At 57.0% G+C, this 25,257-nt stretch carries 25 protein-coding genes; 3 read left to right on the top strand and 22 right to left on the bottom strand.

What is annotated here, in order from left to right; all coding sequences use genetic code 11:
• Positions 1 to 11 precede the first annotated feature (11 nt).
• The 15 genes from miaB to HMPREF0045_RS01465 all read right to left on the bottom strand — a co-directional run bounded on the left by miaB (position 12) and on the right by HMPREF0045_RS01465 (position 14,552).
• Positions 12 to 1,562, bottom strand: coding sequence for a tRNA (N6-isopentenyl adenosine(37)-C2)-methylthiotransferase MiaB (miaB, locus tag HMPREF0045_RS01535; RefSeq protein ID WP_005984836.1), 1,551 nt, complete (start codon positions 1,560 to 1,562; stop codon positions 12 to 14).
• A gap of 32 nt (positions 1,563 to 1,594) precedes the next feature.
• On the bottom strand, positions 1,595 to 3,265 hold the full coding sequence (locus HMPREF0045_RS01530) for a formate--tetrahydrofolate ligase (protein WP_005984835.1): 1,671 nt from the start codon (positions 3,263 to 3,265) through the stop codon (positions 1,595 to 1,597).
• A gap of 40 nt (positions 3,266 to 3,305) precedes the next feature.
• Entirely contained in the window at positions 3,306 to 3,806 is a 501-nt protein-coding gene (locus HMPREF0045_RS01525) for a regulatory protein RecX (RefSeq protein WP_005984834.1), read from the bottom strand.
• Positions 3,806 to 4,990 (bottom strand): recombinase RecA, encoded by a 1,185-nt coding sequence (gene recA / locus HMPREF0045_RS01520; protein WP_005984833.1) that lies wholly within the window; start codon positions 4,988 to 4,990, stop codon positions 3,806 to 3,808. The genes HMPREF0045_RS01525 and recA overlap by 1 nt, the downstream gene beginning before the upstream one ends.
• 312 nt (positions 4,991 to 5,302) lie before the next feature.
• On the bottom strand, positions 5,303 to 5,539 hold the full coding sequence (locus HMPREF0045_RS01515) for a DUF3046 domain-containing protein (protein ID WP_005984832.1): 237 nt from the start codon (positions 5,537 to 5,539) through the stop codon (positions 5,303 to 5,305).
• Positions 5,539 to 5,949, bottom strand: coding sequence for a helix-turn-helix domain-containing protein (locus HMPREF0045_RS01510; RefSeq protein ID WP_005984831.1), 411 nt, complete (start codon positions 5,947 to 5,949; stop codon positions 5,539 to 5,541). The genes HMPREF0045_RS01515 and HMPREF0045_RS01510 overlap by 1 nt, the downstream gene beginning before the upstream one ends.
• A gap of 188 nt (positions 5,950 to 6,137) precedes the next feature.
• Positions 6,138 to 6,632, bottom strand: coding sequence for a CinA family protein (locus HMPREF0045_RS01505; RefSeq protein ID WP_005984830.1), 495 nt, complete (start codon positions 6,630 to 6,632; stop codon positions 6,138 to 6,140).
• Positions 6,629 to 7,225, bottom strand: a complete 597-nt coding sequence (pgsA, locus tag HMPREF0045_RS01500; protein ID WP_005984829.1) for a CDP-diacylglycerol--glycerol-3-phosphate 3-phosphatidyltransferase — start codon at positions 7,223 to 7,225, stop codon at positions 6,629 to 6,631. Before pgsA ends, HMPREF0045_RS01505 begins: the two co-directional genes overlap by 4 nt.
• 26 nt (positions 7,226 to 7,251) lie before the next feature.
• The gene (locus tag HMPREF0045_RS01495) at positions 7,252 to 8,085 is read right to left on the bottom strand and encodes an isoprenyl transferase (protein ID WP_005984828.1); all 834 of its coding nucleotides are present in this window, start codon (positions 8,083 to 8,085) and stop codon (positions 7,252 to 7,254) included.
• Between the two features lies 1 nt (position 8,086).
• Positions 8,087 to 8,830: a DNA repair protein RecO gene (gene recO, locus HMPREF0045_RS01490; protein ID WP_005984827.1), complete on the bottom strand. Its 744-nt coding sequence runs from the start codon at positions 8,828 to 8,830 to the stop codon at positions 8,087 to 8,089.
• Positions 8,831 to 8,853: 23 nt separating this feature from the next.
• Positions 8,854 to 10,608 (bottom strand): 2-isopropylmalate synthase, encoded by a 1,755-nt coding sequence (locus HMPREF0045_RS01485; protein WP_155813068.1) that lies wholly within the window; start codon positions 10,606 to 10,608, stop codon positions 8,854 to 8,856.
• A 63-nt stretch (positions 10,609 to 10,671) separates the two neighbouring features.
• Positions 10,672 to 11,766 carry a GTPase Era gene (gene era / locus HMPREF0045_RS01480; protein WP_005984823.1) on the bottom strand — a complete coding sequence of 365 codons (1,095 nt, stop codon included), beginning with the start codon at positions 11,764 to 11,766 and terminating at the stop codon, positions 10,672 to 10,674.
• Positions 11,759 to 13,042, bottom strand: a complete 1,284-nt coding sequence (locus HMPREF0045_RS01475) for a hemolysin family protein (RefSeq protein WP_005984821.1) — start codon at positions 13,040 to 13,042, stop codon at positions 11,759 to 11,761. The genes era and HMPREF0045_RS01475 overlap by 8 nt, the downstream gene beginning before the upstream one ends.
• Complete coding sequence (ybeY, locus tag HMPREF0045_RS01470; protein ID WP_005984819.1) at positions 13,042 to 13,524, bottom strand: rRNA maturation RNase YbeY; 483 nt, start codon at positions 13,522 to 13,524, stop codon at positions 13,042 to 13,044. The genes HMPREF0045_RS01475 and ybeY overlap by 1 nt, the downstream gene beginning before the upstream one ends.
• Positions 13,521 to 14,552 carry a PhoH family protein gene (locus HMPREF0045_RS01465; RefSeq protein ID WP_005984816.1) on the bottom strand — a complete coding sequence of 344 codons (1,032 nt, stop codon included), beginning with the start codon at positions 14,550 to 14,552 and terminating at the stop codon, positions 13,521 to 13,523. The genes ybeY and HMPREF0045_RS01465 overlap by 4 nt, the downstream gene beginning before the upstream one ends.
• A 152-nt stretch (positions 14,553 to 14,704) precedes the next feature.
• On the opposite strand from HMPREF0045_RS01465, the gene HMPREF0045_RS01460 reads away from it, so the two are divergent.
• Positions 14,705 to 15,865, top strand: coding sequence for an oxidoreductase (locus tag HMPREF0045_RS01460; protein WP_005984814.1), 1,161 nt, complete (start codon positions 14,705 to 14,707; stop codon positions 15,863 to 15,865).
• Between the two features lie 28 nt (positions 15,866 to 15,893).
• Here the strand turns inward: HMPREF0045_RS01460 and HMPREF0045_RS01455 are convergent, their stop codons facing one another.
• The 3 genes from HMPREF0045_RS01455 to hrcA all read right to left on the bottom strand — a co-directional run bounded on the left by HMPREF0045_RS01455 (position 15,894) and on the right by hrcA (position 18,921).
• Positions 15,894 to 16,664 (bottom strand): 16S rRNA (uracil(1498)-N(3))-methyltransferase, encoded by a 771-nt coding sequence (locus HMPREF0045_RS01455; RefSeq protein WP_005984813.1) that lies wholly within the window; start codon positions 16,662 to 16,664, stop codon positions 15,894 to 15,896.
• A gap of 2 nt (positions 16,665 to 16,666) precedes the next feature.
• Entirely contained in the window at positions 16,667 to 17,779 is a 1,113-nt protein-coding gene (gene dnaJ / locus HMPREF0045_RS01450) for a molecular chaperone DnaJ (RefSeq protein WP_005984811.1), read from the bottom strand.
• Positions 17,780 to 17,877: 98 nt separating this feature from the next.
• On the bottom strand, positions 17,878 to 18,921 hold the full coding sequence (hrcA, locus tag HMPREF0045_RS01445) for a heat-inducible transcriptional repressor HrcA (protein ID WP_005984809.1): 1,044 nt from the start codon (positions 18,919 to 18,921) through the stop codon (positions 17,878 to 17,880).
• Positions 18,922 to 19,127: 206 nt separating this feature from the next.
• Here hrcA and HMPREF0045_RS01440 point away from each other — a divergent pair, with 206 nt between their 5' ends.
• Positions 19,128 to 20,045, top strand: a complete 918-nt coding sequence (locus tag HMPREF0045_RS01440) for a DUF3097 domain-containing protein (RefSeq protein WP_155813067.1) — start codon at positions 19,128 to 19,130, stop codon at positions 20,043 to 20,045.
• 142 nt (positions 20,046 to 20,187) lie between these two features.
• Here HMPREF0045_RS01440 and HMPREF0045_RS01435 read toward each other — a convergent pair whose 3' ends face one another.
• Positions 20,188 to 21,606 (bottom strand): sodium:proton antiporter, encoded by a 1,419-nt coding sequence (locus HMPREF0045_RS01435; RefSeq protein ID WP_005984805.1) that lies wholly within the window; start codon positions 21,604 to 21,606, stop codon positions 20,188 to 20,190.
• 138 nt (positions 21,607 to 21,744) lie between these two features.
• On the opposite strand from HMPREF0045_RS01435, the gene HMPREF0045_RS01430 reads away from it, so the two are divergent.
• Entirely contained in the window at positions 21,745 to 22,464 is a 720-nt protein-coding gene (locus tag HMPREF0045_RS01430) for a YggS family pyridoxal phosphate-dependent enzyme (protein ID WP_040315642.1), read from the top strand.
• Positions 22,465 to 22,542: 78 nt separating this feature from the next.
• Here HMPREF0045_RS01430 and HMPREF0045_RS01425 read toward each other — a convergent pair whose 3' ends face one another.
• From HMPREF0045_RS01425 to ilvC, 3 genes are all read right to left on the bottom strand, one after another.
• Positions 22,543 to 22,734 (bottom strand): hypothetical protein, encoded by a 192-nt coding sequence (locus tag HMPREF0045_RS01425; protein ID WP_005984801.1) that lies wholly within the window; start codon positions 22,732 to 22,734, stop codon positions 22,543 to 22,545.
• A 251-nt stretch (positions 22,735 to 22,985) separates the two neighbouring features.
• Complete coding sequence (locus HMPREF0045_RS01420; protein ID WP_005984798.1) at positions 22,986 to 24,143, bottom strand: branched-chain amino acid aminotransferase; 1,158 nt, start codon at positions 24,141 to 24,143, stop codon at positions 22,986 to 22,988.
• 83 nt (positions 24,144 to 24,226) lie between these two features.
• Positions 24,227 to 25,255, bottom strand: a complete 1,029-nt coding sequence (gene ilvC / locus HMPREF0045_RS01415) for a ketol-acid reductoisomerase (RefSeq protein WP_005984796.1) — start codon at positions 25,253 to 25,255, stop codon at positions 24,227 to 24,229.
• Positions 25,256 to 25,257: the final 2 nt, after the last annotated feature.

Genomic DNA, 25,257 nt, shown 5'->3' with positions numbered 1-25,257 from the left:
GTTCTAAAGCTTTACAGTCCTGGGCGACGTCCAATCGTGGGGATCCCTAGCGACACCGGGGCACTGTCAGGCTCAGGCGCCCCAGAGTGCTTTTGAGCCTCAAGCCAAGCGTCCCCAGCGCGAGTGCGACGCACCTCGAATAGGCCACCATCAAGGGCACTGTCAGCGATCAGGTTATGGGGGGCGCCGTGAGTTACCCGGGCACGCACCATGTCACCTGGACGTGGGGCGCCGGCGTCGTAATCACCAGCATGAACCCCCTGCGGTAGGGCCACATGCACCAGGCGGTTATCAGCGGCGCGACCAGAAACACGCTCAGTGGCCAGGTCTTTACGACCCTCCCCCTGGGCTACCAGCACCTCAACGACTTTGCCTTCCTGAGCCTCGTTTTCCTCCTGGGTGATGCGGCGCACCAGCTTATCTAGGCGGGCGTAGCGCTCCTTCATAACCTCTTGAGGAATCTGGTCTTCACGGTCCGCTGCGGGCGTGCCCGGGCGCGGGGAATACTCAAAGGTGAAGGCTGAGGCAAAGCGGGCTTGCTCGACGACGTCGAGGGTGGCCTGGAAATCTTCCTCAGTTTCCCCCGGGAAACCCACAATAATGTCGGTGGTAATGGCCGCCTCAGGAATAGCCTTACGTACCCGCTCAAGGATGCCCATAAACCGCTCAGTGCGGTAAGAGCGCCGCATAGCGCGCAGTACCCGGTCAGAGCCTGACTGCAGTGGCATGTGCAAGCTAGGCATCACGGTGGGGGTGGTGGCCATAGCTTCAATGACGTCGTCGGTAAAAGCAGCCGGGTGCGGGGAGGTAAAACGCACCCGCTCAATACCCTCAACGCTACCCACGGCGCGCAGCAGCTTAGCGAAAGCTTTACGGTCGCCAAAACCAACCCCATAGGAGTTAACGTTTTGGCCCAGCAAAGTAACCTCGACGGCGCCTTGGGCGGCCAGGGCCTCAACTTCAGCCAGAATGTCACCTGGGCGCCTGTCACGCTGCTTACCGCGCAGTGAGGGCACAATACAGAAAGTACAGGTGTTGTTGCAGCCCACCGCGATAGACACCCAACCTGCATAAACGCTTTCACGGCGGGTAGGTAGGGTGGAGGGGAAAACCTTCAGTGACTCTTCCAGCTCCACGGCGGCTGCGGCGTTGTGGCGGCTACGTTCAAGCAGTGCCGGCAGCACGTCAATATTGTGGGTACCAAACACCACATCCACCCAGGGGGCCCGGTCAATAATGCCCTGCCCCATCTGCTGGGCTAGGCAGCCGGCCACGGCAATCTGCATCCCCGGGCGGTTGCGTTTGACCTCAGCTAGCTGGCCGAGGTTACCAAAGAGTCGGTTAGCGGCGTTTTCACGCACCGAACACGTGTTAATAATGACCACGTCTGCACCGCCGTCACCGGCCTTAGTGGCGCGCGCGGCGATTTCAGGTAGGTCCTCAACTTTGGTGTAGCCGGCCTTTTCAAGCAGACCAGCCATACGCTCAGAGTCATGTACGTTCATCTGGCAGCCCAGTGTACGTACGTGATAAGTGCGGGGGGTGGGAATACTTACGCTCATCGGCGTCAGTTTAACCCACCCCCCAAAGCGCGTTAGTGTAGACCGTGGATCTCTCCGGTAGTGGTGTCTACATCAATGCGGGCAGCTCCCGGCGTGGAGGGTAGGCCCGGCATAGTGGAAAGATTGCCGCTAATGGCGTACACATACCCGGCCCCAGCCGCTAGGCGCACCTCGCGAATGGGCAGGCGCCAGCCGGTAGGAGCACCCTTAACGCTGGGGTCAGCGCTAAGCGACATAGGCGTCTTAGCTACCACTACGTTTAGCTCACCAAAGCCTTCAGCCTGGTAGGTGGCCAGTAGCTTGGCGGCAGCCGGAGTGTAGTCAACACCATCAGCGCCATACATGGCGGCGACCTTAGCGATCTTAGTTTTTAGGTCATCTTCGCGTTCGTAAAGTGGGCGCGCCTGGTTTTGACCTTCGCTATCCTGGCAGGCCTGCTCAACCGCCTGGGCCAGTTCAATGCAGCCTTCTCCCCCGCGTACCACACCATAGGAGCGGGCCACGCGGGCGCCAGCTTCGCGGGCAATGGCTTCGATTTCTGCCAGCTCGCTTTCGTGGTCGGTGGGGAATACGTTGATAGCCACCACCGGCTCCATCCCAAAGCCGCGCACAATCTCAATGTGCTTGAGCAGGTTAGCTTGGCCTGCGCGCACATCCTGGGGGCTTTCGGCCAGCATCTGCTCAGGCAAGCCCTTACCGGCGGTAATCTTGAACTTACCCGAGTGGCTCTTAAGTGAACGCACCGTGGTTACCAGCACCGCTGCGTGCGGACGTAGCCCAGAAACCGCGCACTTAAGGTCAAAGAAACGCTCAGCACCCATATCGGCGCCAAAGCCCGCTTCGGTTACCACATAATCAGCGTGTTGGGCGGCGATTAGGTCGGCCACTACTGAAGAGCAGCCGGTGGCAATGTTCCCAAAGGGGCCGGTGTGGATCAGCACCGGGGTGTTTTCGCTGGTGCGCAGCAAGTTAGGCTGCAAGGCGTCACGCAGCAGGGCAGTCATGGCGCCGGCGGCCTGTAGGTCTTCAGCGGTAATCCACTTGCCCGACTTAGAGCGGCCAATCACGATGCGTCCTAGGCGCTCGCGTAGATCCTTTAGGGAGGTAGCCAGGGACATGATCACCATGACTTCACTGGCAGGAGTGATGTCAAAGGAAGACTGGCGTGTTACCCCGTCGATACGTCCACCTAGGCCGGTAACAATATGGCGCAGGGCACGGTCATTTACATCCAAAACCCTGGGCCAGGTAATCGAGCGCTCTTCAATTTCTAGCTCATTGCCCTGGTAGAGGTGGTTGTCAATGATCGCGCTTAGCAGGTTGTGAGCTGCCGTGATGGCGTGAAAGTCACCGGTTAGGTGCAGGTTAATTAGGGTGGCTGGCTCAACCTGGCTGGCCCCGTTACCGGTGGCCCCGCCCTTAATACCAAATACCGGGCCCTGGGCAGGCTGGCGAATAGTCAAAACTGCGTTTCGGTCAATCTTGGCCATGCCCTGCACCAGGCCGATAGCGGTGGTGGTTTTACCTTCACCAAAAGGCGTGGGGCTAGTGGCAGTAACTACCACATAGCGGGCTTTTTGTTCTTTGGAGCCAAGGGCTCCTAACTCAATTTTGGCCACTTCGCGGCCGTAGGGAACTACATATTCGGGGGCGATACCAGCCTTTTGGGCTAGCGCTTGCAAATCAACGGTAGGCTCGCTCATGGGCTAAGTCTAAAAGGCTAGCCTTAGCGCAAACAACGCTTTAGTTTGTTAGCTGCTCACCCATAACCACTTCAATGGCATGCCAGGTGTCTGCTGGCCCGTAGCCTTTGCGCTGTAAAGCCCCAGCTAGCCTACGTTTAGCTACTGCCGGCTCCACATTAGTTAGGGTGGCAGCCTTTTTGCGGGCCAAGGCTAGCGCGGCCTGGGCCTCATCGGCGTCATCAATTTGTTCTAAAGCGGCGGCAATATTAGCCGCGCTGATGCCTTTAGTTTTTAGCTCGCTAGCAATAGCGCGACGGGCTGCAAATTTTTCACGAAACCGGGTGCGGGCCAGGGTTTGGGCGTAGGCCAGGTCATCAAGCAAACCTACTTCTTCTAGGCGATCTAGCACCTGTTCAATGAGGTCTGGATCAACCTGTTTACGCTCTAAAGCTTGCTGCACTTGCGAGCGGCACGCCAGGGAGCGCTCGAGGCGGCGCAAGGCAATGTCTCGCGCCGCCTCGAATGCAATAGTGTGTTCGTCTGCTTCAAGCCAGACCATTAGAAGCCGGCGCCCTCTTCACCAAAGGCGTCTTCAGCTTTTTTGCCGCGCTTAGCCTTGGCAGCAGGCTTTTTAGACACTGTCTTGGCCTCCTCGCTCTGCTCAGTCTGCTCGTTTGCGTCAGCCTGGGCAGCCTTAGCGGCCTGTTCCTTAGCGGCCTGTTCCTTGGCGCGGCGGCCAGGCTCCCCAACACCTAGGGCAGCTAGGATCTTTTCTTCAATCTCAGCTGCTAGCTGCGGGTTGTCTTTAAGGAAGTTACGCGAGTTTTCTTTACCCTGACCTAGCTGATCTGTGCCATAGGTGTACCAGGCCCCAGATTTACGTACCACGCCAGTGTCTACACCCAGATCCAGCAGGCCACCTTCACGTGAAATACCCTCACCGTAAAGAATGTCGAACTCGGCTACCTTAAACGGCGGGGCCATCTTGTTCTTAACTACCTTGACCTTGGTGCGGTTACCAACGGTTTGGTCACCATCTTTAAGGGCGCCAATACGGCGAATGTCGATACGCACCGAGGCATAGAACTTAAGGGCTTTACCACCGGTAGTGGTTTCGGGTGAACCGAAGAACACGCCGATCTTTTCACGCAGCTGGTTAATGAAGATGGCGGTGGTGCCGGTGGCAGATAGGGCGCCGGTGATCTTACGTAGCGCCTGGCTCATTAGGCGGGCCTGCAAACCTACATGAGAGTCACCCATTTCGCCGTCGATCTCAGCTTTGGGCACCAGGGCCGCCACTGAGTCGATCACGATAATGTCTAGGCCGCCAGAGCGGATCAGCATGTCGGCAATTTCTAGGGCCTGCTCCCCCGTATCTGGCTGAGAGACCAGCAGGTTATCTACATCCACACCAAGCTTGCGTGCATATTCAGGATCTAGGGCGTGCTCGGCGTCGATAAAGGCAGCGTTACCGCCAGCTTTTTGGGCGTTAGCAACTGCGTGCAGGGCCACGGTGGTCTTACCGGAAGACTCAGGGCCGTAAATTTCTACCACGCGTCCACGCGGCAATCCGCCTACACCTAGGGCAACATCCAAAGCCACCGAACCAGTGGGGATAACCGCTACCGGCGGGCGCGTGTCATCACCAAGGCGCATAACAGAGCCTTTACCGAAGTTCTTATCAATCTGAGCCAATGCTAGCGAGAGCGCCTTAGCACGATCCTGGGGCTGATTAGCGGCCATGGGTCTACCTTCTACGAGTTTGCGGATAGGGCTGGTCTGTTTACTTCAGCTCCCTCTCCGAGAGCCTGCCAACAACGCTATGTCCGACCAGCGACATATTTCTTAGCCCCTGTGGATAACCAGGCTGGGACATCAAAGAAATGTTGTCTGTGAAAAACTATATCCGAACCTTTGTTCGAAAGCCAAGCATCTTTGTATAACTAGTTGGTCGTGACCATGGCCACCACCAGCCCACCTAGGCCAACTTTGGCTAGCAGCATTTTTCCACCTGTGCACAAAAAAATGGGCGCCCAGTGGGCACCCATTTATGTTTTAGCGCTTAGCGCGCCGGCGTTGTTTAGGATCCATCCGGTAGACCCAACGCTGAGTCTCGCTGACCTGCATTTCATCGCATAGCCGATCCCAAACTTCGCGCGGATCAACTCCTTGAGCTAACGCAGCACTGGCGCTTAACCCCCAGGGGCTAAGCACTAGGTCCTGGGCCAGTGAGTTACCAAAAACCGGGCCAAAAACCTCTTCCAGTGCCAGCGTAAACTCAGAGTTTTTCATCAGTGGCTTAGTGCCGACTGGCTGCGCACCAACTCATCGGGCACAGTGTCGGGAACCATGGAGCGCTCTGCGCGAGCGATACGGTCAGACACTTCACGTAGCACCACATATAGCGGCACCTGTAGAGCCTGACAGATTGAGCCTAGTAGTTCAGAGGAAGCTTCCTTCTGGCCACGTTCTACCTCGGATAGGTAACCCAGGGAGACACGCGCCTCAGCGGAAACCTCACGTAGGGTACGCCCCTGGTGCTGACGTACGGCACGCAGCACCTCGCCAATTTCCCGGCGAAGCAGGACGGGTTCATTCAACGAAGCATCCATAACACCACGGTAGTGCATAGGGGCACCAGGGCGCGAAACGCCACGGTTAACCGGACGGACGCTTGAGCGGGGGTGGGTACTGTTGTTCACGTCTACTCCAACCATTCATCTAGGGCCATTATTTCCGTGAAGCTGGAAAGTGGTTGACGTCTCAACTTCTTTTCTTAAACTATCAACTTCATAGTCAAGTAAACCCTCTCAGGCTATGTTTTCGCTGTGAGAAGCTAATGGATAGCTATAGGTTTTTTACTCCCGCTAGCTTCGCTAAACCCTAAGTGTTAAGCCTGATCAAGCAGTTCTAAAGCTAATACCAACACCTGGTGCACAGTTTGGGTGCGCACCTGCGAGCGCTGCCCCTCTAGCTCCAGTAGGCGCCATACGCTTCCCCAAGGGGCAATGGCCGCAATATAGACGGTGCCCGCCTCGTGTCCGTCAGCTGGCCCCGGCCCTGCCACGCCGGTAGTAGCCACGGCGACGTCGGCCCCTAAAAGCTGCGCCACGCCGTCGGCCATTTCCTGGGCCACCTGGGCATCTACCGGACCAACGCTAGCCAAACGTGCAGCATCTACCCCTAAAACCTGAGCTTTTAGTTCAGTAGCGTAGGCGGTGACGCTACCGCGTAAAACCGCGCTGGCCCCGGGTACATCCACTAATGCTGAGCACACCAGTCCCCCAGTGAGTGATTCAGCTGCCGCAATGGTTAAATCGGCTTGAGTTAGTCGGGCCACCAAGCTTTGGGCTAGTTCGTAGGTGCTCAGCTGACTGTAGGTCACTTAGCTTCCTTTGCGCGGTTAAGGGTAATTGCCTGCTGCACATAGTCGACGCCGGTCACCACGGTAACCAGTAAAGCCACCATCATGATGCAAAGCGCGGTAGCAATCAGGCCACTAGCAATAGCATCTGGCAGGAACATCTGCCAGGGCATCAGCAAACCAACAATGGCCACCATTTGCAGTGTGGTTTTAAGCTTGCCGCCTTTAGAGGCCGCCATTACCGCGCCTTTACGCACCATCGCCATGCGCATGAAGGTGATCCCTAGTTCGCGCACAATAATCACAATGGTCACCCACCACCACAGCTGACCCAGATAGCTGAGCAGCACTAGCGCGCTCATGGTAAGGGCCTTGTCGGCAATGGGGTCAGCTAACTTACCGAAGTTAGTGATCAGGTTAAGGCGCCGCGCCAGGTAGCCATCAAGCTTGTCGGTTAGCGCAGCCACGGTAAACACCAACGTGGCTAGCAGCATGCCCATGTCGTTACCGTGCAGCACCATGACAATAAATACTGGCACCAAAATTAAACGCACCACGGTCAGCGCGTTAGCTATGTTCACTACTGGCACGTCGGCACTAGATTGCTTACTCATCTGTTCCAATTTAACCGCCTTTGGCTCTAGCTGGAGTGGTTTTCACCCTCGTGCACGCCGTCAGTGGGGTTGGCCTGCACGTTCGTGGCTTGAGCTACCTTATCGACGGCGCCACCAAAGCGGCGCTCGCGGCCGGCGTAGTCGGCACAAGCTTGCCATAGCTGGCGTCGATCAAACTCAGGCCAAGGTAGATCTGAAAAATACAGTTCTGCATAGGCAGACTGCCACATAAGGAAGTTAGAGGTGCGCTGCTCGCCACCGGTACGGATAAATAGGTCCACGTCACTCATGGAGGGGGCATATAGGTAGCGCGAAATAGTGCGCTCATTAATCCCGGAGGCTTTTAGCTTACCGGCGGCCACATCAGCCGCAATACGTGCGGTGGCGTCGGCTATTTCAGCGCGGCCACCATAGTTAATGCACATATTCAAAATCATGCGGTCATTGTTTTTAGTTAGCTCTTCAGCTGCCCGCAGCTCACTAAGCACACTGCGCCAAAGCTTAGGGGTGCGTCCCACCCAGCGTACGCGCACGCCCCAGGAATTTAGCTCATCACGCTGCTGGCGCAGCACGGTGCGAGTAAAGCCCATAATGAAGCGCACTTCGGCAGGAGAACGACGCCAGTTTTCGGTTGAAAATGCGTATGCGCTTAGCTCTTTAACGCCTAGCTCTACTGCCCCGGCGGCCACGTCCATGAGGGTGGCCTCCCCTACTTTGTGTCCCTCAGTGCGCGGCAGGCCGCGTGCATTGGCCCAGCGCCCATTGCCGTCCATAACTACGGCCACATGGCCGGGGACTTTAGCTAGCTGCGGGGCGACGGCGCCACTAGGGTGCTTGGGTGGGTCAATGTAGGTGGGCATTTTAAGCTCTTTCTACCAGGGATAGAGAAGCCAGCCGGCGCTCTAAGTGCCAGGTTACGTAGGCCGATACGATAGCGGAAACCTGTCCACGCACTAGCTGTGGACACGCATAGACTGTAGGCCAGTCGCCACTAAGTAAAGCACCCAGTAGCACCATAGCCTCACTGTCAACATGAATTGAGCCAGGTTGGCGGCAGGCGTCGCATAGCGCCCCACCATTTTGCACCGAAAAATATTCATGCGGGCCCTTAGCCCCACATAAAGCGCAGTCAAAACAGCTTGGGGCCCAGCCTGCAAGCGATAGTGAACGCAGCAAATACGAGTCCAGCACTAAACCGCTAGGGTGGCGGGCGCGCGCTAGTGCATTTAGCGCACCTACCAGTAATAAATATTGGGAATTAGCTCCCTCGTAGGCGTTAACTTCTTCAGTTAGCCGCTGGGCGGTTTCGGCCATGGTGGCTGCGCAGGTGTAGGCACTGTAGTTAGCCATAATGGGGCCGGCGTAGGCCTCCAGAGTTTGCACCTGGGTGACAGTGTCTAGATTACGGCCTTTGTGCAGCTGTAGATCAACCAGATTAAAGGGCTGCAGGCGCCCACCAAATCTTGAATTAGTGCGGGCCACGCCTTTGGCGACGGCGCGTACTTGGCCGTGCTGCCTGGTCAGCAGCACCAGCAGGCGGTCAGCTTCACCTAGTTTGTAGGTGCGTAAAACTACCGCTTCATCCCGATAGAGCTTGCTAGCCACGGTTAAAGTTTGCCAGATTCTGCCTATTTAGCGCGCAAAGCGCGGTTAACAGCGGAAATCACGGCTTTAAAGGAGGCGGTAGTAATGGATCGGTCAATGCCCACTCCCCAGTAGGGGACCCCATTTACTTCGCATTCAATATAGGTAACGGCCCGTGAGTGGGCGCCTTTACCTAGGGAATGCTGACTGTAGTTAAGCACCTGCACATTAACCCCAAGTGAGGCTAGCGCATTAGCTAGAGCCTCTAGGGGTCCTTTACCTTGGGCACTAATAACCCTGGGAGCGTTTAATGTGGTGTCACTAAGCTCTACGGTAAGTAAAGTGCCCTGGCCACGATCAGTTGAAGACACCGCCGAGCCACGCAGCCCAAAGCGCCCCCACTTTGGGGTTAGAGCGGCGCGATTGTGCGAGGGCTCACCGGTGACCCCAATTAGCTGGGTGTCAGCGGGTAGGTATTGGTCTACGAAAAGCTGCCAGATAGTGTAGGCATCAATTTCTGCCCCAGCCCCGTCGGCGTAGCGCTGCACCTGGGCAGAAAACTCTTTTTGCAGCCGCTTAGGTAGACGCATCTGGTAGTGGGCGCGCATCAGGTAGGCCACCCCAGCTTTACCTGATTGGGCGTTAACCCGCACCACCGCTTCGTAGGAACGGGCTAGGTCGTGAGGGTCTACCGGCAGATACGGCACCTGCCAAGCCACTGCGGCGGCGTCGTCAGCCTGCGTCACCGCAGCGCTACGCACCATCATGACCTTGCGGATAGCATCCTGGTGGGAGCCGGAAAAAGAGGTGTAAACCAGGTCCCCCGCGTAGGGACTGCGCGGCCCTACCTCCATGCGGGTGACTACCTCACACTCGTGGCGTACGCGGTCAATGTCGCTTAGTTTCAAGCAGGGGTCAATGCCCTGGCTGTAAAGGTTAAGCGCCAAAGTCACCAGATCTACGTTCCCGGTGCGCTCGCCTTGGCCAAACAGGCACCCCTCAATACGCTGGGCACCGGCGCGCATACCCAGTTCAGCTGCGGCCACAGCGCTACCGCGATCATTGTGGGGGTGCAGGCTTAAACATACGTTTTCACGCTGCTCTAAATTATCGTTTAACCACTGCACCTGGTCAGCAAATACGTTAGGGCTACAGCGCTCCACAGTGGCAGGCAGGTTAATAATTAACTCCCCGCGCTTTTGCGGCTGCCAGGCGGCAATTACTGCGTTGCACACTTCCAGCGCAAATTCAGGCTCAGTGTCGTTAAACATTTCAGGTGAATACTCTAAACCGAAATGCGTATCGTCATCCAAATAGCGCTCGGCAGCCTGGCAAACCAGCTCAACTCCAGTTACTGCCAGGGCTTTTACTTCCGCTTTAGTTAACCCAAAAACATGTTTACGAAACACCGGTGAGGTGGCGTTATAGATATGTACGTTAACCCGTTTAAGTCCTTTAAGGCTTTGCAGTGTGCGCTCAATTAGATCGGGGCGGATCTGGGTTAACACACTTACATTCACGTCTGGAATTAGCTGCGGCTGGGCTGCTAAAGTGCGCACAAAATCGTAGTCTAGGGCGCTGGCTGAGGGAAAACCCACCTCGATTTCTTTAAAACCCAAGCCCACTAGCAGGCGCAGTAGACGCTGTTTGCGTTTTAGATCCATAGGCTCAGCCAAAGCCTGATTACCGTCACGCAAATCTGTGCTCAGCCACCGTGGCGCCTGGGTTAATTGCTTATCTGGCCAGGTACGCTGCGGGTAGCTAAATGCGGGCGGCCGCAGGTATTTGGCCACCGGCATTAAACTAGGTTCAGGAATAGGTTTTTGCGCCGGACGCAATCTTCCAGCTGCCTTTCTTAATTTTTAAAAGCCGAGTTTACCCAGCTGTTTAGGGTCTTGCTGCCAGTCTTTAGCGGTACGCACATGCAGATCTAAATAGATTTTGCGGCCCAAATAGGCCTCAATTTCACGGCGCGAGCGCATACCTACATGCTTTAGCCTAGAGCCACCTTTACCGATAATAATGGCCTTTTGCGAGTCGCGTTCAACTACCAGCGACACGCGCACTTGCAGTTTACCCCCGCCTTTATAGGCTCCTTCATCAACCTCGGGATCCATAACCTCATCTACCACCACAGCCAGTGAGTGGGGCAGCTCGTCGCGTACGCCTTCTAGGGCTGCTTCACGCACTAGCTCCGCAATCATCACGTCGCGCGGCTCATCAGTGATCTCCCCGGTGGGGTACAGCTGGGGGCCGTGGGGTAGGTAGGAGGACAAAACCTCAGCCAAAGTATTCACCTGAATGCCACCTACGGCGCTTACCGGCACAATCTGGGCCCACTGGCCTAGCTCATGTACTGCCAGCAACTGCATAGCTAGCGCTTTTTTACTGACCTTGTCGGCTTTGGTTACTACCGCCACCACGGGGACGCGCAGGTCGGCTAGGTCACGGGCAATGAAACGGTCACCGGGACCAATTTTTTCATCTGCCGGAATACAAAAAGCCACCACATCCACGTCGGCTAGGGTTTCACGCACCATGTCGTTGAGGCGCTTACCTAGTAGCGTGCGTGGGCGGTGCAGGCCGGGGGTGTCTACCAGCACCAGTTGGGCCTGGGGTAGGTTCACTACCCCGCGTACGTTGTGACGGGTGGTTTGTGGGCGCATAGAGGTGATGGCTACCTTAGTTCCCACTAGTGCGTTGGTTAGCGTAGATTTTCCGGCGTTGGGGCGCCCCACCAGGCAGGCAAAGCCGGCGCGAAACTCTGGGTCAGTTTCGGGCATTTCAATAGCTTCGGGCTCGGGCAGGTCACTAAGCCCAAACTCGGCGGCGAAATCTGCCATCTGAGCATCGATTTCATCGGGCTGTGCGGCGTCAAACTCTTCCTGGCTGCCAAGTTCTTCGGCGTCAGGTTCCTGGGCTGCTAGTTCTTCGTGGCCCGGGGCGGCTTTAGTCATTGTCTACTTCTTTCTGCTGGGGTAGGGCCCAAGCTAAGAGGGAAAGTATTTGTCGACGTCGTCCTACTAAGTCTTCTGCTTCTAGGTGCAGTCCCTGAATTTCCCCACTGGATCCCGGTAACGGCACCCGCCCCAGGGCCTTAGTGAGCAAGCCGGCGGCGGTGTCTACGTCGTCGTCGGAGATTTCTAAGTCAAACAGGTTCCCAAGCTCATCTAGCCCCAGTCGGGCGGGCACGCGCCAAACCCCGTTGCCTAGATTTTCTACCTCGGGTTCACGGTGGTCGTGTTCATCGGTAAGCTCCCCGACTACTTCTTCAACCAGGTCTTCCATGGTTACTAGCCCGGCAGTGCCGCCATATTCATCCACCAGCAGCACCATATGTACATGCTCGCGTTGCATTTGGCGTAGCACGTCGTCGGCGGCGTTAGTTTCCGGGTAATAGGTGGCTTCACGCACCAGGCCGGCTACGTCCTGGTTAACTATGGTGGGGTCTTGTTGACGACGGCGCACCAGGTCTTTTAGGTACAGCAGGCCGCGTACGTCGTCGGCATCAGAGCCAATTACGGGAATACGCGAGTAGCCTGAGCGCACAAACAGATCAAAGGCGTCCTCCACGCTGTCTTGGCAGTCGATGGTGACCATATCAGGGCGCGGCACCATAATTTCGCGCACCAAGGTTTGGCCCAGCTCTACCACCTGACGCATCATTTGCCTATCTGCAGCCTCAATACTGTCAGTTTCACCGATTTCATCAATCATTTCACGCAGGTCATCGGTTACTTCTGCGCGCTGCTCAGCCTCAGTAAGTTTGGCTTGGTGACCATAGTTTTGGTGCCACCAGCGCAGCGGGGCGCACAGACGATAAATCTGGATTAGCGCCGGGGAGCTAAAAAGCAGCACTGCTTCAGGGCGGCGTCGGGCCAAGGATTTGGGGTAAATACCCACAATAAAACCCAGCACCAGCGCCCCACATGCTAGGGCAATCAGTAGCACCTGCCACCAGGCGGAAGCTAGGGATGATACCGCCACGGTTAGCAGCACGGCGCTACTCATATCCACCACTACCCGCACGCCCGAGAGGATTAGCAGCATCTGGCGGCGATTATCAGCCAGGAAAGCTACTGACTTGCCGCGTCGGCGCCCAGCCTGTACTAGATCCTCAGCGCTAGCTTTAGTGATACGGATCAGGGCTGTTTCACTGGCGCTTAGCAACATGCCAAGTAGCAGCAGCGCCGCACAGATGGCTAACAGGATTGCAACTGGAGCTTGGTGCATCAGCTGGCCGGCGGGAAGTTAATGGAGGCGGGACGCGCTGCTAGGAAAGTCAGCAGTAGGCGGCGCTGCAGGTCAAACATTTGGCGTTTTTCTTCCGGCTCGCTGTGGTCATAGCCCAGCAAGTGCAAGATCCCATGCGTGGTTAGCAGCAGCATTTCTTCGGCCGCACTGTGTCCAGCTTTAAGTGCCTGCGCGGCGGCCACCTGCGGGCAGATCACCAGGTCACCTAGGATACCGGCGGGGGTAGGGCTATTGGGGTGGCCCGGGCGCAGCTGGTCCATGGGAAAACTCATCACATCTGTAGGTCCGGGCAGATCCAGCCAGCGCAGGTGTAGTTCCTCCATGGGTTCAGGATCGATGAAGGTAATTGATAGCTCCGCATCTACCGACACATGCATCGATTCCAGGACAAAAGCAGCCAGATCAGCGAATTCGGTGCCGTCAATGTCTACTTCGGTCTCGTTTAAAACTTCTGTGCTCATGCTTTCCTCGTTTGCATAGTGCGACGGCGTGAACGATTTTGGGCTACCGCAGCGGCCTGGCGCGCATCCCAGCGGCTATAGGCATCAATAATGTCGCCAACTAGTCGGTGGCGCACCACATCGGCACTGGTTAAATGGCAAAAACTGATGTCATCTACACCCGGCAAGATTTTGGAAACCACAATTAGGCCACTGGTTTTACCACCGGGTAGGTCCACCTGGCTGTCATCGCCGGTAACTACCATTTTTGAGCCAAACCCTAGACGGGTTAGGAACATGCGCATCTGCTCGGAGGTAGTGTTTTGGGCTTCATCCAAAATCACGAAAGCATCATTAAGGGTACGTCCACGCATATAGGCCAGTGGCGCCACTTCGATTGTTCCCGCAGCCATTAGCCTAGGCAGGGCGTCAGCCTCAAGCATGTCATGCATGGCATCATAAAGTGGCCGCAGGTAGGGATCGATTTTGTCGGTTAGCGAGCCAGGCAAAAAACCCAGGTTCTCCCCCGCTTCTACAGCTGGGCGGGTGAGGATAATACGTGAAACTTGCCGACGACGCAGCGCATCTACCGCCTTGGCCATAGCCAGGTAGGTTTTACCGGTACCAGCCGGGCCAATGCCAAAGGTGATGGTGGAGTGGTCAATGGCGTCGGTGTACTGTTTTTGGCCCAGGGTTTTGGGGCGAATTGTGCGCCCCCGGGCGGTGAGAATATCATCAGTGAAAACTTGGGCGGGGCGCTGCTCAATGTTTAACAGACCGATAGCGCGCTCTACGGCGTCGGCATCTAAAGGCGTGCCGGTGCGGGCCACGTCAATGAGCTCACTTAGCAGGGTGACGGCAGTGTTTACAGCCCCGGCATCACCCGCCATGGTCACCTCATTGCCGCGCAGATGGAAGGATACTTCACGCATACCGCGTTCCATGGCGCGCAGCACTTCATCACGAGAGCCGAACAACACCACTGGGGCAACGTCGTCGGGCAAGGTCACCACACGTACAGAGTTGTCACTGTTTAAAGCGTCAGTCATATTGCCCGTTATTTTACCGAATTTAAGCCGCCCCTGCCCACCCGCGCCCCTGACTCATAACAGGTTTTATAAGTCCCTAAGCCATACAATTGGCTCAGCGTAGCTAAACGCTAAAAACCCTAAAATTAGCGGCTTATATTTTAAGGAACGCCATGTCACCAGCATTGTTTAGTCCCCTGCGGGTAGGGAACAAAGTAGCTCGTAATCGCCTGTTTGTGCCTCCCATGTGCCAGTACACGCTGGAAAATCGTGACGGCGTCGCCAACTACGAAACCGCCCAACACTATGGGGCACTGGCACGCGGCGGCTGGGGCGCAATTATTGTGGAGGCCACCGCAGTAGCCCCCGCAGGCCGCATCACCCCCTGGGACCTGGGGCTGTGGAATGAGCAGCAGGCGCAGGCACTGGAGCCGATCGTGGCCGATATTAAAGCTCACGGCGCCCTGGCAGGTATCCAGCTGTCTCACGCCGGCCGTAAAGCCTCAACTTACCGTTGGAACCAAGGCAGCGGCACTATCCCCGCCGATCAGGGCGGCTGGCAGCCACTGGCCCCCAGCGAGCTAGCTCTAGCCGATCACGCCCGCCCGCAGGCCCTAAGTGAGTCGGAAATTGAGCAGATAATTGCTGCTTTCGCTAAGGCCGCCAAGGTAGCTAGTGAGATTGGTTTTGACATTATTCAAATCCACGGCGCCCACGGCTATTTGCTGCACGAGTTCCGTTCGGCGCTTAGCAACCAGCGCAGTGATGCTTGGGGTGGCAGCCAAGGCGCCCGTAACCGCATGAGTGAGCAAACCGTGCAGGCTGTGCATGAAGCTTTGGCCGGTACCGACACTGTACTTTCACTGCGTTTAAGCGCCACCGACTGGCTGGAGGGCGGCCTAGAGCTAAGCGACACGGTGGCTCTAGTGCGCCAGCTACCCCAGGTGGATTGGTTTGATATCTCTACCGGCGGTTTGGCCACGGCTCCTATCCCGGTGGGGCCGGGCTACCAGGTGCGTTTTGCTCAGGCGGTTAAGGCTGCCCTAGCTGGCACGGCTGGCAACGGCTCTAGCGGGGTTGCCAGCGACGGCGCTAAGGCTGCTAACGACGACGCCACTAGCGGCGCTAGTACAGCTAACAGCGCCCCGGTGGTTAGCGCCGTCGGCCTAATCACCAACCCGGCCAGCGCCGAGCAGATCCTAGTTACCAACCAAGCCGACATTGTAGAAGTTGGCCGCCCAGCCCTAGCCAACCCGCGCCTAGCACTAGCTTGGGCTAAAGAGCTAGGCACCAAAGTGGACTACATGCCGCCCCAGTACGCGCGCGGTTTCTAGCCTTCGCTGGACTTAAAACCACACAGGCCTAGCCCCACAGGCCTGCACGTTGTGCCAGTACCGCGAGCGCCACTGCCCCGGCGCTCGCGGTGCGCATAACGTGGGGGCCTAGGCGTACCAGCTGGGCGCCGGCGTCAACCAAGGCTTGGGTTTCGCTAGTGCCAATGCCGCCTTCGGGGCCCACAATTACGGCTATCTGGCCGCTTTGGGGTAGCTGTACGCTAGCGATTGGGGCACTGGCTTCTTCATGTAATAGCACCACTACCTGGCCGGCGGCGCAGCTGTCACGCACCCAGTTAGCTAACTGAGCGGTGCTATGCAGCTGCTCTACCTGGGGTAGGTAGCAGCGTCGGGCCTGTTTAGCGGCTTGGCGGGCGGTGGCTTGCCAACGCTGGCGGCCCTTATCTGCTTTAGGGCCTTTCCACACTGACACGCAGCGCTCACCTTGCCAGGGCACGATCAGGTCAACGCCCACTTCAGTGCAGGTTTCTACGGCTTGTTCGTCGCGCCCGCCTTTAGCCAGGGCCTGTACTAAGGCTAGACGTAGCGCTGGAGGTGGAGTGTGGCTTAGTGATTGCACCTGCACGCTCAGCGTATCTTTCGCTACTGCGCTAACCGTGCAGGTGGCGCGTAAACCTTGGCCATCTACCAGATCTAGCTGTTCACCTACACGCAGGCGGCGCACGGAAATAGCGTGGCGAGCTTCCTCCCCGCGCAGCTGGGCTTGTTGGCCCACTTTTAGCTGGCTTGGGGCGGGTTGCAAAGTGTTGGTGTCAGCTAGAAATACTGGCAGTGTCATGGTTATTTACCTAGTGCCCCTTTAAGTCGGTCTAGAACGGATTCATCCTTAACCGGTTCGTAGTTGTCTTCGCCGCGTGCCTGGGCTAGCTGCATGAGTAGGTCACGCTGGTGATCGTCGAGCTGGGAGGGGGTCTCAACGACGATGCGTACCTGCAGGTTGCCACGGCCGGGGCGACGCATGTGGTTAATACCCAGCTGTTTTAAGGTCACCACCGTGCCGTTTTGGGTACCGGGGCGGACGTTGATTTTCTTGGTACCGTCCAGGGTTTCAAGGTTGATGGTGGCGCCTAGGGCGGCGGCAGTCATGGGTACGCGCAGCTCGGTGACTAGGTCGTCGCCGTCGCGGTCTAGGAAGGGGTGTGAGCGCACCTGGAACTTGATGTATAGGTCGCCGGCGGGGCCACCGCCTGGGCCTACGTCGCCTTGGCCGCGCATGCGTAGCGTCATGTCGTCGCTAACCCCGGCGGGTACCTCAACTTCGATTTCCTTATGGGACTGTACGCAGCCGGTGCCTGAACAGTTTTGGCAGGGAGTAACGATCACGTCACCAAAGCCTTCGCAGCGCGGGCAGGGTTGGGAGGTGAGCATTTCGCCAAACAGGGAGCGTACGGTGCGCTGCACGTTCCCGGTGCCGTGGCACTGGGTGCAGGTAACCGGGGAGGTGCCCGGGGCGGTGCAGCTACCCTGACACTGCTCGCACACTACATAAACTTCAATGTCCTGTTTGAGCGTAGTGCCAAAGGCTACATCCGCCAGGTCTAGCTCTACTGGCAGTACGCGGTCACTGCCGGGGCTTTGGCGTGAACGCGGCCCGCCGCCACCAAATGCGCCCCCAAACATGGAGCTGAAAGCTGAGGCGAAAGCCCCGAAGTCGCCAGCACCAGCGGCCGGGCCGCGTCCGCTAAGCGCATCTTCTCCACCCAGATCGTACATCTGGCGTTTTTCTGGGTCAGAGAGAACTTCGTAAGCCTTGTTTACCTGTTTTACTTCTTCTTCGTGGCCAGGGCCGGCGTAGTCGGGGTGAATTTTACGTAGACGCCGGTGATAGGCCCGTTTAATTTCCTTATCAGTGGCCTTACGGTCAACCCCAAGTAGCTGGTAATAGTCGCTCACTAAGATCTTCTCTCGTTTACAGTAAAAGGCTTGCAAAATTCTAGCTGTTGGCGGGCCCATGCAGCGCGTTTAACGGGCCACTATTAACCCGCCTATGGCTACTGGTTTTGGGCCCCTTGATTGAAATAGCGGCTTAAGTAATTGGCTACAGCCTGCACACTGGCCATGGCTGCTGGGTAATCCATGCGGGTGGGTCCCAATACACCGAGGCGAGCCACGCCTCCCCCTTCAGCGGTTTGGTAGCTGGTGGTGATTACTGAGGCTTCAGCTAGAGCCTCTTGGCCGTTTTCTTCACCGATGCTTACGCTGACGCTTTGGCTTGGCTGGTCGGTGGCGCCGGTCAGTAGCCGCAGTAGCACTACTTGTTCTTCTACCGCGTCTAGCAGCGGCTCTAGTGAGGAAAAATCTGCAGTAGTGCGCGCCAAGTTAGCCGTACCTGCCACCACTAGGCGCTCTTCGACGTCGGACTGCAAAGCCGCAACGAGCTGGGCCGCAATCTGATGCATGAGCGAGCGCATATCGGGCTCAGTCTGTTTTAGCAGGGTGGAAACCACGGCGGAAATTTCGCTTGAATGGGTTCCTACCAAGGCTTGATTTAGGCGCTGACGCAGAGTTTCTAGGCTGCTCAGATCGTTTAAGTATTCCTGTGCAACCGCTAGGGTGCGCTGCTCTACCTGCCCTGAATCGGTGATAATCACCAGCAGCAGTCGCCTAGGCGGCAGTGGCACTAGCTCTAGGTGACGCAGGTGCACGTGGCGCAGCGAGGGGTATTCAATCACAGCCAGCTGCCCGGTTAGCTCGGCCAGGGCCCTCACGGCGCCTTCGACGACGTCGTTAAGATCCACTACCCCCGCTAGAAGTCGGTCGATAGCTGCCCGCTCAGGTCCGCTAAGTGGTTTGATGGCCGCAATATGGTCCACAAATGAGCGGTAACCCTTATGGGTGGGCACGCGTCCAGCTGAAGTGTGGGGCTGGTTGATGTAGCCCTCCGCTTCTAGCGCCGCCATGTCATTACGGATAGTGGCTGGTGAAACCCCTAGACAGTAGCGTTCAGCTAGGGCGCGTGAGGCTACTGGCTCGCGGGTGCGCACATAGTCGCTAACGATCGCGTTAAGTACGGCCATTCTCCTGCCTTCAACCATGGCGCCTCCCTTCAATAGCTTGCTTCTACTATTAGCACTCTACGTCCCAGAGTGCCACCTGGCTATCTGATTCGCTCAGGGGTGAGGGCACCTGCCAAGCCGACTCACTTAAGGATCAGCTCCCCTTGCAGGTAAACGAACCGGTCTTCTTAGACTCTAGCGTCAGCCGGTGAGCTGATTTACCCCGTGCAGGTATGCTAAAACGCATGCAGGATCGCTATGGCAAAAACGTTTTGTCCTCAAACCCCCATCGTGAGGGGCGTTTTGCGGTGCGCCCGCGCTCGCAGCGACGCCCGGTGCGTATTGGTGAGGTGGTTGAGGATGTGGCCACGGGTTTTGTGGGTGCGGTGATCCGGGTGGAAAAGTCCGGTGGGCGCCACATTATGGTTTTGGAGGACCGCCGGGGGGTGCGGCGCGGTTTCCCGCTAGGGCCAGGGTATTGGGTCGACGGCGCCCCAGTGGATCTGCTGGCCCCTACCGACGGCGGTATTGCTGCCGGCCACCTGGCTAAAGCCGGCCCAGCCCCAGCGCGTTCAGCGGGCGGAAGGAGGCTAACCGCCTCAGGTTCCTATGCGGTAGCAAACCAGCGAGCCAAAGTGGCTAGGGCTTCACGTATTTGGGTTGAAGGACGCCACGACGCCGAGCTGGTGGAGAAAGTTTGGGGTGACGACCTGCGCCATGAGGGCGTGGTGGTGCTGCTTTTAGAAGGCGTAGATAACCTGGTGGAGGTGATGCGCGAGTTTGCCCCCTCCCCTACTCGCCGAGCCGGAGTGCTGGTTGATCACCTGGTGGCTGGCTCTAAAGAGTCACGTATCGCCGCCCAGGTGGCCAAGCTGCCAGGGGGTAACAATGTGTTGGTCACTGGCCACCCCTATGTGGATGTGTGGCAGGCTGTTAAACCTAGTCTGTTTGGTTTATCGGCTTGGCCCAATGTGCCCAGGGGAACCGATATTAAGCACGGCACGCTGGCAGCTTTAGGCTGGCCTCACGCCACCCAGGCAGATATTGCCCACGGTTGGCAGCGTATTTTGGCCCGCGTTAACTCCTATAAGGATATTGAGCCGGGACTGTTAGGGCGCATGGAAGAAATCATCGATTTTGTAACTGCGCCTGGAACCCACTAAAAGAACCCTCAATCCCAATAAAAGAACTCTACAAGCCAGTAAAAGAACCCAGCAACTAGCCCCCGGTCAAAGTTGTTTTTTGACCGGGGGCTAGAACCAAATTTTGCCTACACAGCGGCGCTATAGGGCGGGCCTTAAACTGTCAGGCGCTGACGCTGTCAGCTAATTGGCTGCGGTGCGAGCTGAAAATCAGCCAGGCGGCGCGCACTAGCAGCAGCGCCACAATCACTGCGCCCACTACCTTAGCAATGGTGTTAGGCCAGATGGTCAGGCACAGCATGGCGGCCAAAACCGGGCCCAGCAGGGTGAAGGAGTCAAAGACGTAACGGCCAAAGGAGGGCATCTCTACGCCGTCGGCTTCAGCTACTGCCTTAACCATGAAGTTAGGCCCATTACCGATGTAGGTCAGGGCGCCACAGAACACGGCACCTAGCGAGATAGACACCAGGTAGTGCTCGGGCACGCCAGCCACCATCACCTGGTGGGCGCCAGTGGCACCCAGGTGCGAGCCCATCTCGAAGAAGGTGGCGTAGGTGGGGGCGTTATCAAGCACAGAGGAGAGCCCACCGGTGAACAGGAAGAAAGTGACTTCATTAAGCGGCAGCTTGGGGGCTACCTCGTCGAGCACCAGCAGCGCCGGCACCATGGTCAAGAAGATACCAATGAACAGGTAACCCACTTCCTGCACCGGCGCCCAGGAGAACTGGTTGGCTACGTAGCGCACCTGCTTGTCGCCAATGAAGTAGGAGCAAGCCGCAGCCCCCAGCATGACCAGTTCACGGATAGGCAGGTAGTCCATGACACCGGCATGCCCAGCCACAATGGCTTCTTCATCAATGGAGGGCAATAGCGCCACGGCGGCCACAATCACTGCGAACCACAGGAAGTTAAGCTTGCCTTCAACGCTAAGCGGCTCAATGTGGGTGCGGTCTTCAGCCACGGCAACGGCCGGCTCTTTGGCGTAGTAGGCCTTATCCAGGGCGTAGTAGCTGATCAATAGCAGGCTGTTAACCAGCAGCCATTCAGGAAACAGGTGCAGCGTCCAGGCGAAAGGCACGCCGCGCAGCATACCTAAGAACAGTGGCGGGTCACCTAAGGGGGTGAGCAAACCACCGCAGTTAGCCACAATGAAGATGGTGTAAAGCACCGTGTGTACGCGGTATTTACGTTCTTTGTTGGTGGCCAGCAGAGGGCGGATAAGCAGCATGGCGGCGCCGGTGGTGCCCACAAATGAGGCGATGGTGCCACCGATAGCCAAGAAAATGGTGTTGTTCTTGGGGGTGGCTTGAATATCACCGCGTAGGTGGATGCCTCCGGCTACTACGAAAAGGCTCAGGATCAGCGAAATGAACTGGATATATTCGACGACGGCGCCGCCTACGTGTGACCAGCCTACGGCCAGCCCGGTGGCTATTGCGGTAGGAATACCTAGCGCAACAGCTAAAGTGAGCTGACTTGAGGGCTTTTCCCACCAGTGTTTAGTGGCTCCCACCAGCGGCAATATCGCGATTGAAGCCAGCATCACCACGAATGGGGTGATGGACCATAAGGGCAATTGCATTAGGTGTCCTTTTATGCTCGGCCAACAAATTATCTTGCCTGCAGTAGGGCAAGGATAAAGTAATTGTCTGTAATTGTGGCAGGAATAAGTCTAAATGTCAGCGCGTATCCGCTCCTTGAGCGGTGTAAGGTGACTGTTATGAGTCCTATCTACGATTCACTACAGCGCATCCTTGAACGTATTGACTCAGCTCGCCAGCGTGCTGGCCGCAGCGATCAGGTTGGGCTGATGCTGGCGGTTAAAACCCAAACCCCGCAAACTATTGTGCAGGCCACTAATGCCCTGGCTACTTTGCGTCCAGGCCCGGTGGTATTGGGGCACAACCGGGTGCAGGAAATGGTGGCTAGTGGCCCGGCTCTAGCTGAGCCGGAGGTGGCCGCCCACCAGATGCGCCTAATTGGGCCCTTGCAACACAACAAAATTAACCACATGCTGCGTTGGGCTGATGGCATCGAAACTATTGCCAGCTTAGAGCTAGCTAACCGCCTGGAGGCTGCTTGCCAGCGTCAAGAGCGTCAGCTAGATGTAATGGTGCAGGTAAACGTTTCGGATGAGGAAACCAAGAGCGGGGTTAGCCCTGAGGCAGCCCTAGATTTAGCCTGCCAGGTGGGTGAGTTAAAGTGCCTGAACCTAATTGGTTTAATGACGATTGGGCTAAATTCTTCCCAAGAGGCACCGGTGCGCGCCGGCTACGCACGTCTACGTGAGCTAGCCCAGGAAATTGCCGCCAGTGGCGCGCCGGGCACAGCCGCTTGCACCCAGCTATCTATGGGCATGACTAATGATATTGAGTGGGCTATTGCTGAGGGCAGCACCCAGGTACGCGTGGGCCGCGCCGTATTTGGGGAAAGAAACTAGCCAGCCTTAAAACTAGTTAGACCCACTGTTAAAACTAGTTAGACCCACCGCCAGCAGGGCTAGTGGGTCTAATTAGGTTTACTCACGCAGCATTAGCAGCAGCTTATTTGCGATAATCGTTAAAGCGCTAACAGATGCGATCAAAAAACAAATTCCACCAAAAGGCGCTAGACCGATTACAAAAAGCCCCAAACCAACAATAGCCGAGGCAATTAACACAGTTGCGGCGTTTTGAATCTGCTTTTCATAGCGATTACAACGATCATCCATTTGCATCCTGCTCACCGTCCTTCATTGACTTAATTGTGGTACAAGTCTCCCCTCTATGATAGGGGTCAACCTTACAAATAAGCAAGCTTTGCTATTGACAAAATAGTCCAACAGGTCTAATTAAGCTGCACCCAAAAAACAGCCGGTGCGGGTGGTCGGCTAATACCAACCACCCGCACCAGCTAGGGTTGTAAATGGACTCAGGCTACTAGCGCAGCCTAAGCCAAGTCTTTAAGCAGGCCGCTGCCCGCTTAGGCGAGACGGTACATCCAGCCAAATTCGTCTTCCACCTTGCCAAACTGGATACCAGTTAGACGCTGGTGAATGTGACTGGTGACCGGGCCAGCTTCAAGCCTGACCTCGAAGTCTTTGCCCTTTAGGGCACCGATCGGGGTCACTACCGCCGCCGTACCACAGGCAAAGATTTCAGTTACCTTGCCGCTGCGTACATCGTCAAGCAAAGCAGACAGCGTCAAGTCTGCCTCACTTACGCTAGTGCCTTCACTCTTGAGTAGCTCAATAATGGCCGAGCGGGTGCAGCCTTCCAAGATGGTGCCACTTAGACGCGGAGTTACCACTGAGCCGTCAGCGCGCACTACAAATACGTTCATGCCACCTAGCTCCTCAATGTGCGAGGCGGTGACATCATCTAGGAAGCAAACCTGCTTACAGCCATTGGCATAAGCCTCTTCCTGGGCGATCAGCGAAGCAGCGTAGTTACCGCCGCACTTAGCTGCGCCCGTACCCCCCACACCAGCGCGGTGGTAGGAGGTGGTTACCCAAATGTCTACAGCCTGTACCTTGTCACCAAAGTAGGGGCCCACCGGTGAAGCAATTACGTAGTAGTCAGCCTCATGGCTAGAGCGCACTCCGAGGAAAGCCTCCGAGGCGATCATGAAGGGACGCAGGTACAAGCTTGAACCGGGCTTGGAGGGCACCCACTGGTTATCAGCACGTACCAGGGAGGCAATTGAAGCCACAAAATCTTCATGTTCTAGCTCAGGCAGGCATAGGCGGCGGCATGAGGCGGCTAGTCGGGCAGCGTTATAGCCGGGACGGAAAGTCCAGATTGAACCATCCTCATGGCGGTAGGCCTTAATGCCCTCAAAAACTTCCTGGCCATAGTGGAATACGGCAGCTGCCGGAGAGAGCGTAAGCGGAGCGAAAGGCACTACTTCACGCTGGGACCAGCCTGCTTCATAGCTCCAGTGAGCGTGGGCCATGTGGTCAGAAAAAACCGTACCGAAGCGCAGCTCATCTAAGGCCTGCTGGCGCTGGGTGTCACTGGCGCGGTGATCGCTGGCGCTTAGTGGAAAACGCTTAGCTAGTTCAGCAGCTGGTGCTAGCGGCTGGGCCGCAGCCTGGGCCAGAGCGCTTACCTCAGGGGTAGCTGCGTGGTTTGCACTCATCATTTTCTCCTGTTCTAACAACGGTGGCCACCTGCTTTCGCGGTGGCCACCGTTATCATCTTGACTTAAATAGCGCGCTGCGCTCAGCGAGCTACAGAACCCTCGTGGTAGTCAGTGTCAATGTCCTTGCGCCATGCGAACAAGGAGCGTACCTCACGACCGGTGGTCTCGATCGGGTGGCCTTCGCCCTCAGCGCGTAGACGCTTGAATTCAGGGGCGCCAGCAGCCTGGTCGTCCATGAAACGCTTGGCGAAAGCGCCGCTTTGGATGTCGCCGAGGACTTCCTTCATGTGCTCCTTGACGTCAGGAGTGATCACACGCGGGCCGGAAACGTAGTCACCGTACTCAGCGGTGTCAGAGCAAGACCAACGCTGCTTGGAGATACCACCCTCGTTGATCAGGTCAACGATCAGCTTCATCTCGTGGCAAACCTCGAAGTAGGCCATCTCGGGCTGGTAACCGGCCTCAACTAGGGTCTCGAAACCGTACTGGATCAGCTTGGAGATACCACCGCAAAGCACGGTCTGCTCACCAAATAGGTCAGTTTCGGTTTCCTCACGGAAGGTGGTCTTGATGGCGCCGGCGCGGGTACCACCAATGGCCTTGGCGTAGGAAAGCACTAGCGGCCAAGCCTGGCCGGTGGCGTCCTGCTCAACGCAAACTAGTACCGGCACGCCACGGCCAGCTTCAAACTCACGACGCACGGTGTGGCCCGGGCCCTTGGGGGCAACCATAACCACGTCGATGTCGGCACTGGGCTTGATGTAGCCGAAGTGGATGTTGAAGCCGTGGCTGAACAGCAAAGCTGCGCCAGGCTTGATGTTGGGAGCAATTTCAGCCTCGTACAGGGCTGCCTGCACCTGGTCGGGGGCTAGCACAGTGACGACGTCGGCCCAAGCCACGGCCTCAGCGATGGGCTTAACGGTCAGGCCGGCTTCCTGTGCCTTAGCGATAGAGGAAGAGCCTTCACGTAGACCCACAACTACCTCAACGCCGCTGTCACGTAGGTTCAGCGCGTGAGCGTGGCCCTGGGAACCGTAACCGATTACGGCTACCTTCTTGGACTGGATAACCGACAGGTCTGCGTCTGCATCATGGAATAGCTGCGCCATAG

The organism is Actinomyces graevenitzii C83 (assembly GCF_000239695.1).
GTDB lineage: Bacteria > Actinomycetota > Actinomycetes > Actinomycetales > Actinomycetaceae > Actinomyces > Actinomyces graevenitzii.
Note: the sequence above shows the minus strand (reverse complement) of the source record. Positions and strands in the feature narration are given on the sequence as shown.